The 8,308-nt window shown below is 65.4% G+C and carries 8 protein-coding genes and 1 tRNA gene; 8 read left to right on the forward strand and 1 reads right to left on the reverse strand.

What is annotated here, in order from left to right; genetic code table 11:
- On the forward strand, positions 1 to 1,246 hold a 1,246-nt coding region (locus HUU95_RS03440; RefSeq protein ID WP_217429755.1), incomplete at its 5' end, for a hypothetical protein.
- Positions 1,247 to 1,631: 385 nt separating this feature from the next.
- Here HUU95_RS03440 and HUU95_RS03445 read toward each other — a convergent pair.
- Positions 1,632 to 1,705: transfer RNA gene (locus tag HUU95_RS03445), tRNA-Trp, on the reverse strand.
- Between the two features lie 250 nt (positions 1,706 to 1,955).
- On the opposite strand from HUU95_RS03445, the gene rpsL reads away from it, so the two are divergent.
- The 7 genes from rpsL to tuf all read left to right on the forward strand — a co-directional run.
- Entirely contained in the window at positions 1,956 to 2,327 is a 372-nt protein-coding gene (gene rpsL, locus HUU95_RS03450; protein ID WP_174278823.1) for a 30S ribosomal protein S12, read from the forward strand.
- Positions 2,328 to 2,377: 50 nt separating this feature from the next.
- Entirely contained in the window at positions 2,378 to 2,848 is a 471-nt protein-coding gene (gene rpsG / locus HUU95_RS03455; RefSeq protein ID WP_174278824.1) for a 30S ribosomal protein S7, read from the forward strand.
- A gap of 27 nt (positions 2,849 to 2,875) precedes the next feature.
- The gene (locus tag HUU95_RS03460; protein WP_174278825.1) at positions 2,876 to 3,112 is read left to right on the forward strand and encodes a hypothetical protein; all 237 of its coding nucleotides are present in this window, start codon (positions 2,876 to 2,878) and stop codon (positions 3,110 to 3,112) included.
- A gap of 52 nt (positions 3,113 to 3,164) precedes the next feature.
- Positions 3,165 to 5,261, forward strand: coding sequence for an elongation factor G (gene fusA / locus HUU95_RS03465; RefSeq protein ID WP_174278826.1), 2,097 nt, complete (start codon positions 3,165 to 3,167; stop codon positions 5,259 to 5,261).
- Between the two features lie 148 nt (positions 5,262 to 5,409).
- Entirely contained in the window at positions 5,410 to 5,985 is a 576-nt protein-coding gene (locus HUU95_RS03470; protein WP_217429756.1) for a Uma2 family endonuclease, read from the forward strand.
- Positions 5,986 to 6,170: 185 nt separating this feature from the next.
- Complete coding sequence (locus tag HUU95_RS03475) at positions 6,171 to 6,686, forward strand: PEP-CTERM sorting domain-containing protein (RefSeq protein ID WP_174278827.1); 516 nt, start codon at positions 6,171 to 6,173, stop codon at positions 6,684 to 6,686.
- A gap of 531 nt (positions 6,687 to 7,217) precedes the next feature.
- A partial coding sequence (gene tuf, locus HUU95_RS03480) for an elongation factor Tu (RefSeq protein ID WP_174278828.1) occupies positions 7,218 to 8,308 on the forward strand: 1,091 nt, incomplete at its 3' end.

The following is an 8,308-nucleotide window of genomic DNA, read 5'->3' on the forward strand; positions in this document are numbered from 1 at the left end:
CGGCGTCGCCGGCGTCGCGGCGCAGGCGCATCGCACCGCGATCGAGCGCGACGCCGCGCTGGCCGAGGCGCGCCGGTCCGATTCGATCGTGCAGACCATGACGCTGATGCTGGGGCAGAGCGGCAGCGGCGGCGACCTGACGCTGAAGCAGACGCTGGACGCCTCGGCCGCCCGGCTGCTCCTCACGCTGGACGGCAGCGCGCGATCGGGGCGACTGATCGGCGCGCTGAGCGACCTTTATGTCAACGTGCAGGACGGCAAGGGCAGCTATGACCTGCTCAAGGCGGCGCTGGTGCGCGGTATCGGGCGTGACGATCCGGCGACCACTGCCAAGCTCAAGGCGACGCTGGCGGACGGGGCGATGGCGATCGGCGCGCCCGACGACGCGGTCGCGCTGCTCGATCAGGCGGAGCGCGTGCTCGCGCGCGACCCGGAGCGCAACGCCATCGAGCTGCAGCAGATCATCGGCTCTCGGGCAGGCATCGCCCGGCGCAAGCACGACTATGATCGCGCCATCGGCCTGTTGCTGACCAACCTGCCCGGCGCCGAGCGGGCGTTCGTCGGCGATGCCAGCGCGATGCTGACCCGCTACAACAATCTGCTGATCTATCTGACCGAGGCGAACCGGCTGCGCGAAGTCGGTCCGATCCTCGCGCGCGCCCAGCGGATCATGGAACTGCCGGGCGAGCGGGACTCGATCCAGGCGCTCGGTCTCACCGTGATCGGCGGCGCCTGGCAGCTGCGCGGCGGCGATCCGGCGGGGGCGGAGCGGACGTTCGCGGCCGCCGCGGAGCGCTGGCGGACGCTGTACGGCGACACGGCCGGCCTCGCCAACAGCCTGTCGTGGCGCGGACGCGCCCAGCTGGCGCAGGGCAAGTTCGCCGCCGCCCGCGACTCGCTGGCTGAGGCGAAGCCGCTCGCGGTCCGCTATCTGGGGCCGCGCGCGTTGCCGACGCTCACCATCGAGATGGCGTCGGCGCAGACCCAGGCCGAGATGGGCGATGTCGCCGGTGCGCGGACGACGATCGCGGATGTGCATGCCGCCGCCACCGCATTGCCGCAGCCCAACGTGATCGTGCCGCAGGCCGCGCTGGTGGACGCGGTGATCGCGCTCAAGGCGGGGCAACCCGCCGCCGCCGCAGCCGCCGCCGCTCGCGCGCGCGCGGAGTTCACGGCGATGGGACCGGCGGGGGCATGGGGGCTGACGCAGCTGAGCGCGGTCGAGCGGCGGATCGGGACCAGATGAACGGCGGGATTGTCACGCGAGCAGAGCATGATCCGCAAGGTTTGGACGCGCTCTCCCGGCGTATGCAAGCGAAGGGCGAAGCCGATGAGTCAACCGGTCAGGACGACGCTGTTTGACGGGTCTCGGCTGTTTTCAGTTCACCGGTCACGACGCCAGCGCTCTAGACGATCAACAAGGCCTCGCTGGCCAGCACGGTCCTACTCGTGAGACCGCATCCGCTGCGTCGATCCGCCGGTCGGTCGCATACTCTGGTCGCCAGCCACGCCGGCTTCGTGGCCACTAAGGCTGGACCGTCATGGAGACTATTATGTGATGTTGAGGTTCAACTTCGCCGTGCCCGGTAGGCCTCGCGCGGACTTGCGTTGCGGGCAGGGAGACAGCGGCGCAGGGGAGCTCGGACTCGAACCGAGGGCCTTCGGTTTTGGAGACCGACGCTCTAACCAGCTGAGCTACACCCCTTCGCGCCCACGCTTCATACGAAGCCCGGCGCGGACGGGCAAGAGGGCGTCCACAATCCGATCGCGCAAGCCGCGCCGATGCAAGCGCGGTTGACCGAAGGACGCCCCGCGCGTAATGACGCTTGTGCTCGTCGGGCTACCCGACGGGCAAGCTTGAACATTGCTGGATGCGTCGGGCGGGCCTTCGCGGGCCCTTTTCGCATTCCCGCCATCGCCCCAGCAAAGTAACCCTCAGGAAGGTGAAGGCTTCAATGCCGACGATCAATCAGCTGGTTCGCCACGGTCGCGAACCACAGAAGGCCAAGAGCAAGGTTCCGGCCATGGAGCAGAACCCGCAGAAGCGCGGCGTCTGCACCCGCGTCTACACCACCACGCCCAAGAAGCCGAACTCGGCGCTGCGCAAGGTGGCCAAGGTACGGCTGACCAACCAGCGCGAGGTCATCTCCTATATCCCGGGCGAGGGGCACAACCTCCAGGAGCATTCGGTGGTGCTGATCCGGGGCGGCCGCGTGCGCGACCTGCCGGGCGTGCGCTACCATGTGCTGCGCGGCGTGCTCGACACGCAGGGCGTCAAGAACCGCAAGCAGTCGCGGTCCAAGTACGGGGCCAAGCGCCCCAAGTAAGCGCCGGCTCCCTGCCGGATCACGCTGAAATCTCTTGAAGGAATCGATTAATGGCTCGTCGTCGTCGTCCCGATAAGCGCGAAATCCTGCCCGATCCCCGGTTCGGGGACGAGGTGCTCTCCAAGTTCATGAACTCCGTCATGTATGACGGCAAGAAGTCGGTCGCCGAGCTGATCGTGTATGGCGCGATGGAGACCGTCGAGACGCGCGCCAAGCGCGATCCGCTGGGCGTGTTCCACGACGCGCTCAACAACATCAAGCCGGGCATCGAGGTACGCAGCCGCCGCGTCGGTGGCGCGACCTATCAGGTCCCGGTCGAGGTGCGGCCCGAGCGCGCACAGGCGCTGGCGATCCGCTGGCTGATCACGGCGGCGCGCTCGCGCTCGGAGAATACGATGTCATCGCGCCTGTCGGGCGAACTGCTCGACGCGTCCAACAATCGCGGCAACGCGGTGAAGAAGCGCGAGGACACGCACCGCATGGCCGAGGCCAACCGCGCCTTCTCGCATTATCGCTGGTAGCCTCTATATACGGGCAGGAGGAAAGCGATGGTAACGCACGTGCCGCCCGGAGACCTTGATCTTCAGGAGCAGATTGCGCGCATTCGCCGGACTCAGGAAGAGGTGGACAAGTTTTCCGCCGAGACCCGCAGGATCGTGGCGGAGATGACCAAGACGCAGGAGGAGACTCGCTTCCTGCCCATCGCAACCATCTTCCAAGGCGTGATCGCCGGCGCCGCGCTGATGGGCGCCGGCGCGGCGATCGCCAAGTTGTTCTTTCCCTGAGCGTCGGCCTTCGCCCCGCTTGCCCGACCTTCTGATCTAAGGACCACGCATCATGGCCCGCAGCCATTCGCTCGACCGTTATCGCAACATCGGCATCATGGCGCATATCGACGCCGGCAAGACGACGACGACCGAGCGCATCCTCTTCTACACCGGCAAGTCGTACAAGATCGGCGAGGTGCATGAGGGCACCGCGACGATGGACTGGATGGAGCAGGAGCAGGAGCGCGGCATTACCATCACGTCCGCCGCGACGACCTGCAAATGGCGGGCCGAGGAGGGCAAGGGCGAAGAGCACCTGATCAACATCATCGACACGCCCGGGCACGTCGACTTCACGATCGAGGTCGAGCGTTCCCTGCGCGTCCTGGACGGCGCGGTGGCCTGTTTCGACGGCGTCGCGGGCGTCGAGCCGCAATCGGAGACGGTGTGGCGGCAGGCGGACAAGTATGGCGTCCCGCGGATGTGCTTTATCAACAAGCTGGACCGCACCGGCGCCGATTTCTACTTCTGCGTCAACTCCATTATCGAGCGGCTCGCCGCGCGGCCGGCGGTGCTGTATCTGCCGATCGGGATCGAGGGCGACTTCAAGGGCCTGGTCGATCTGGTCGAGAACCGTGCGATCATCTGGCTGGAAGAGAGCCTGGGCGCGAAGTTCCAGTACGGCGATATTCCCGCCGACTTGGCCGACAAGGCCGCCAAATATCGCAGCGAGCTGATCGAGATGGCCGTCGAGCAGGACGACGATCTGATGGAAGCCTATCTGGAAGGCAATGAGCCGAGCGTCGCGGACCTGAAGAAGCTGATCCGCAAGGGCACGCTCGCCATGGCGTTCGTGCCGGTGGTGTGTGGGTCGGCCTTCAAGAACAAGGGCGTTCAGCCGCTGCTCGACGCGGTGGTTGACTATCTGCCATCGCCGCTCGACGTGCCGGCGATCAAGGGCGTCAAGCTCGATGGCGAGACGCCGGACGAGCGGCCGTCGTCGGACAGCGAGCCGTTCTCCGCGCTGGCGTTCAAGATCATGAACGACCCCTTCGTCGGCACGCTCACCTTCGCGCGCATCTATTCGGGCAAGCTGGAAACCGCGTCGCAGGTGACCAACTCGGTCAAGGACAAGAAGGAAAAGGTCGGCCGCATGCTGTTGATGCATGCCAATGAGCGCGAGGACATCCAGGCCGCCTATGCGGGTGACATCGTCGCGCTGGCGGGGCTGAAGGACACCACCACCGGCGACACGCTGTGCGCGATGAACGCGCCGATCATCCTGGAGCGGATGGAGTTTCCCGAGCCTGTCATCGAGCTGTCGGTCGAGCCCAAGACCAAGGCCGACCAGGAGAAGATGGGCGTGGCGCTCAATCGCCTGGCGCGCGAGGACCCGTCGTTCCGGGTCGCGTCGGACCCCGAGAGCGGCCAGACGATCATCAAGGGGATGGGCGAGCTTCACCTGGAGATCCTGGTCGATCGCATGAAGCGCGAGTTCAAGGTCGAGGCGAACGTCGGCGCGCCGCAGGTGGCATATCGCGAGTACCTCAAGAAGCCGGTCGAGCTGACCTACACCCACAAGAAGCAGTCGGGCGGCTCCGGCCAGTTCGCCGAGGTCAAGGTGCAGGTGAAGCCGGGCGAGCGCGGCACGGGCTTCCAGTTCGTCGACGTGGTCAAGGGCGGCAACATCCCGCGCGAGTATATCCCGTCGGTCGAGAAGGGGATGCGCGAGACGGCGGAGACGGGATCGCTGATCGGATTTCCGATCGTCGACTTCGAGGTGCATCTGATCGACGGTAAATATCATGACGTCGACTCAAGCGCGCTCGCCTTCGAGATCTGCGCGCGCGGCGCGATGCGCGAGGCGGCGCAGAAGGCGGGGATCACGATCCTGGAGCCGATCATGAAGGTGGAGGTGGTGACGCCGGAGGATTATCTGGGCGACGTCATCGGCGACATCAACTCGCGCCGCGGCCAGATCCAGGGCACCGACACGCGCGGCAACGCCCAGTCGGTGGAGGCGCAGGTGCCGCTCGCCAACATGTTCGGCTACGTCAACCAGCTGCGTTCCTTTACGCAGGGGCGCGCGCAGTACACGATGCAGTTCTCGCACTATGACGAGGTGCCGGCGAACGTCGCCGATGAGGTGAAGGCGAAGATGGCCTGAAGGCGCACGGGGCCAATCTTGGCCACGCGATCAGAAGGGCTCGCTTCCTCAACGGGAGCGGGCCCTTTTTGCATGGCGCAGGCCGCATGCAGCAGGATTTGGCGCAAGGCCGGATGACGGAGCGGCACGCGTGCGTTATGTTCGGACCATGAACGCCCCCGCCCGCATCCTGACCATGCCCGAGCGGCTGCGGCTGCGTGTCGAGGACTTCGTGCTGCTCGCCGACAGCGGGGCGTTCGACGCCTACGCCAAATCCGAGCTGATCGACGGAGAGGTCTATGTCATGAACGCGCAATGGAGCCGGCATGCGCGAGTCAAATCGCGCCTTGCTCGTGAACTGGGCAACGTGCTGGAGGCGATCGGCGGCGAGCTGGAAGCCCTGATCGAGGTGTCCGTTCGCGCGTCGGATCATGACATGCCGGAGCCGGACATCGCGCTGACTTCGTGGCGTGGCGACCGGGACGTGCCGGTCGCCACGGTGGCGCTGGTGGTGGAGGTGGCGGACACGACGCTCGAGGGCGATCTGGGACGCAAGCTGCGCTTGTACGCGGCGGCGGGCGTGCCGGAATATTGGGTGGTGGACGTGAACGATGGTCGCATCCTGGTGCATCACCAGCCCGGCGCGGAGAGCTATGGTTCGCGGCGGGCGGTGGCGTTCGGCGAGCGGCTCGTCGCCGTTACGGTCGCGGGGCTGGCGATCGACACGGGCGTCCTCGCCCTGTGAGAGCGGGCGTGGTCGCGCCTGACTTGGCCCCGAACTAGACCGGCCTGTTTCGACCTTACAAAGTTGTTGTCCTGAATCAGGAAACAAAATCCAGATCAATCCTGACCAGCATTTACCATCCTGGATCCCGTCGTTATCGCTGGGCTGGTGCCTCGCATTCAGCGTGGCTGAATGGGGGATCACCAATGCTGTCGAAAGTTAAACTGCTCGTCTTGGCCGGCGCGATGCTCTCGCCCGCTGCCGCCAATGCCACCAAGGTGTTCAACTTGAACGTGACATCGGCCTCAGGCACGGTGACCGGCTCCTTCACGACCAACGATGCCCGGACGGCGGTGGAATCTTATAATATTGTCGCTTCAGCCTTCGGCAGCTTCACCGGCTATACTTATACGCCAGCCACTTCGACTATCAGCGCTTCAACGCTCCCTTCGCAGTACTTCCGCATCGACTCGCCAGGTTTGGTAAACGAGCTCCAGCTATATTTCAGCTCCGGTCTTTCCGACACTGGCGGGACGATCTTGACCAGTAGTTCCTATGAGCATGAGCCAAGCGGCGGTAATCGCTCGCTGTCGGGCTCGGTCGTCGCGGCCTCCGTGGTGCCGGAAGCGTCCACCTGGGCCATGGCGATGGTGGGCTTGGGCGTGGTTGGTGGCGCACTGCGCCGTCGAGGGAAGGTGAGCATGCGCGTCGGCTTCGCCTGACCTTAGTTTTGTCATTAGAAGAAGCCGTTGATCCTTGAATGAAGGATCGGCGGCTCTCTTCCAATTGCTTTTCTGGGCATGCATCGTGAGATAAATTCGATCAGAGCCTCTCGCGACTCCATCGATACACGATATCATTCGTCACCGCGCGGATCGCGGGCAGTATTGGGACCACCGGTTCCGGCTATTGAATCAAGGCGTCGCACATCAGCTCAAGCAGGGCGGCGAGCGGCGTGGAAGCGTCGGCGAGGAGGTGCCGACCAAGCGCTCCCACCTATCCTCCCACGATCGATCGTCCACATCGCGGACCCCGGCGGCGCGCCTCCGCTTCCCGCGATCGTTCGGGCGGCGGCGAACGTCTAAGTACCTTGCGCGGCTCGCGCCGGGGCGGTAAGGGCGCAGCGTCTCGAAGAGCTGGGCGGTTCGCCGTCGGGCGCCTTCGTGCGTTGGAGGCTTGCTTCCACCATCACCGAATCACGATCCATGCGGCCCGCCACCGATCGAGGGCGGCGCGCTGTTTGAGGAAAGAACATGGCCAAGGCGAAATTCGAGCGGACCAAGCCGCATCTCAACATCGGCACCATCGGTCACGTCGACCATGGCAAGACCTCGCTGACCGCGGCGATCACCAAGGTGCTGGCCGAGACCGGCGGCGCGACCTTCACGTCATATGACAATATCGACAAGGCGCCCGAGGAGCGTGAGCGCGGCATCACCATCTCGACCGCGCACGTCGAGTATGAGACGGCCGCGCGCCATTACGCGCACGTCGACTGCCCCGGCCACGCCGATTACGTGAAGAACATGATCACGGGCGCCGCGCAGATGGACGGCGCGATCCTGGTCGTGTCCGCCACCGACGGCCCGATGCCGCAGACCCGCGAGCACATCCTGCTCGCGCGCCAGGTCGGTGTGCCGGCGATGGTGGTATTCATGAACAAGGTCGACCTGGTCGACGACGCCGAGATCCTGGAGCTGGTCGAGCTAGAGATCCGCGAGCTGCTGTCGTCCTACGAGTTCCCGGGCGACGACATTCCGATCATCCAGGGCTCGGCCGTCGCCGCGCTTAACGACAAGACGCCCGAGATCGGTCATGACGCTGTGCTCAAGCTGATGGCGGCGGTGGACGAGTACATCCCGCAGCCCGAGCGTCCGCTCGACAAGCCGTTCATGATGCCGATCGAGGACGTGTTCTCGATTTCGGGTCGCGGCACCGTCGTCACCGGCCGCGTCGAGCAGGGCATCGTCAAGGTCGGCGAGGAAGTCGAGATCGTCGGCATCAACAACACCCGCAAGACCGTGGTCACGGGCGTCGAGATGTTCCGCAAGTTGCTCGATCAGGGCCAGGCCGGCGACAACGTCGGCGCGCTGATCCGTGGCGTCGGCCGCGAGGAGGTCGAGCGCGGCCAAGTGCTGTGCAAGCCCGGCTCGATCAAGCCGCACACCGACTTCAACTCGGAGGTGTATGTGCTGTCGAAGGAGGAGGGCGGTCGACACACGCCGTTCTTCGGCAACTATCGCCCGCAATTCTACTTCCGGACCACCGACGTGACCGGCACCGTCGAGCTGCCCGAGGGCACGGAGATGGTGATGCCCGGCGACAACGTCGCGCTCGGCATCAA

This window comes from Sphingomonas bacterium, assembly GCF_903643065.1.
GTDB lineage: Bacteria > Pseudomonadota > Alphaproteobacteria > Sphingomonadales > Sphingomonadaceae > Sphingomonas.

Excerpts from the sequence above, each read along its gene's own strand:
- rpsL (WP_174278823.1), top strand. The coding sequence starts at position 1,956 with ATGCCGACGATCAATCAGCTGGTTCGCCACGGTCGCGAACCACAGAAG.
- rpsG (WP_174278824.1), top strand. The coding sequence starts at position 2,378 with ATGGCTCGTCGTCGTCGTCCCGATAAGCGCGAAATCCTGCCCGATCCC.
- HUU95_RS03460 (WP_174278825.1), top strand. The coding sequence starts at position 2,876 with ATGGTAACGCACGTGCCGCCCGGAGACCTTGATCTTCAGGAGCAGATT.
- fusA (WP_174278826.1), top strand. The coding sequence starts at position 3,165 with ATGGCCCGCAGCCATTCGCTCGACCGTTATCGCAACATCGGCATCATG.
- HUU95_RS03470 (WP_217429756.1), top strand. The coding sequence starts at position 5,410 with ATGAACGCCCCCGCCCGCATCCTGACCATGCCCGAGCGGCTGCGGCTG.
- HUU95_RS03475 (WP_174278827.1), top strand. The coding sequence starts at position 6,171 with ATGCTGTCGAAAGTTAAACTGCTCGTCTTGGCCGGCGCGATGCTCTCG.